The following is a 523-nucleotide window of genomic DNA, read 5'->3' as shown; positions in this document are numbered from 1 at the left end:
CGCGACGCCCAATTCGTATAAGTGCACGGTGTCCGACACGCAGGCACCGCGCTCCCCGAGCGCACACACCCCGCTGGTGAGGAAAGGAGAGGGAAGGAAAGGGAAAGGGGGGAAAAAGAGAGGGAGGGGAGGAGAGGGGAGGAGAGGGGGGAGGAGGAGGAGGGGGGGGAGAAAAGAAAGGGGAAAAGGGAAGGAGAGGAAGGGAGGAGGAAGGGGGGGGAAAGAGAGGGGGAGGCAGGCGGGGGCTAAGGACTGAGCCCGGGGTTCGTTAGGCAGCAGATGATGGGAAAGGAAGAGGAGAGGGAAGAGAGGGGGAGGGGAGGGGGGAGAAAGGTGTTTGAAGAAGGAGAAGAAGAGGGGAGGTCTCTTATACACATGTGACGAGGCAGACGATCTTCTCTGTTTAGACCTCTGCGTGTTCTGTCTCTCTACAAAAAAATAACTATGGGCGGAAGAGAGAAGGAGGGGAGAGGGAAAAAGGGAAAGCAAGAAGGAGAGAAAGGGGAGAAGGAAGAAGGAAAGA

General features: G+C 57.4%; 1 protein-coding gene. It reads left to right on the top strand.

Annotated features, from left to right (window positions below):
• Positions 1 to 256: hypothetical protein (locus CSC68_RS15850; protein WP_211365779.1), on the top strand; the 256-nt coding region annotated here is incomplete at its 5' end.
• Positions 257 to 523 lie beyond the last annotated feature (267 nt).

Origin of the sequence: Pseudoxanthomonas suwonensis, assembly GCF_010093235.1 — a bacterium.
Taxonomy (GTDB): domain Bacteria; phylum Pseudomonadota; class Gammaproteobacteria; order Xanthomonadales; family Xanthomonadaceae; genus Pseudoxanthomonas; species Pseudoxanthomonas suwonensis.
The sequence above is the reverse complement of the archived record's forward strand: the minus strand, read 5'-3'. Positions and strand labels throughout refer to the sequence as shown.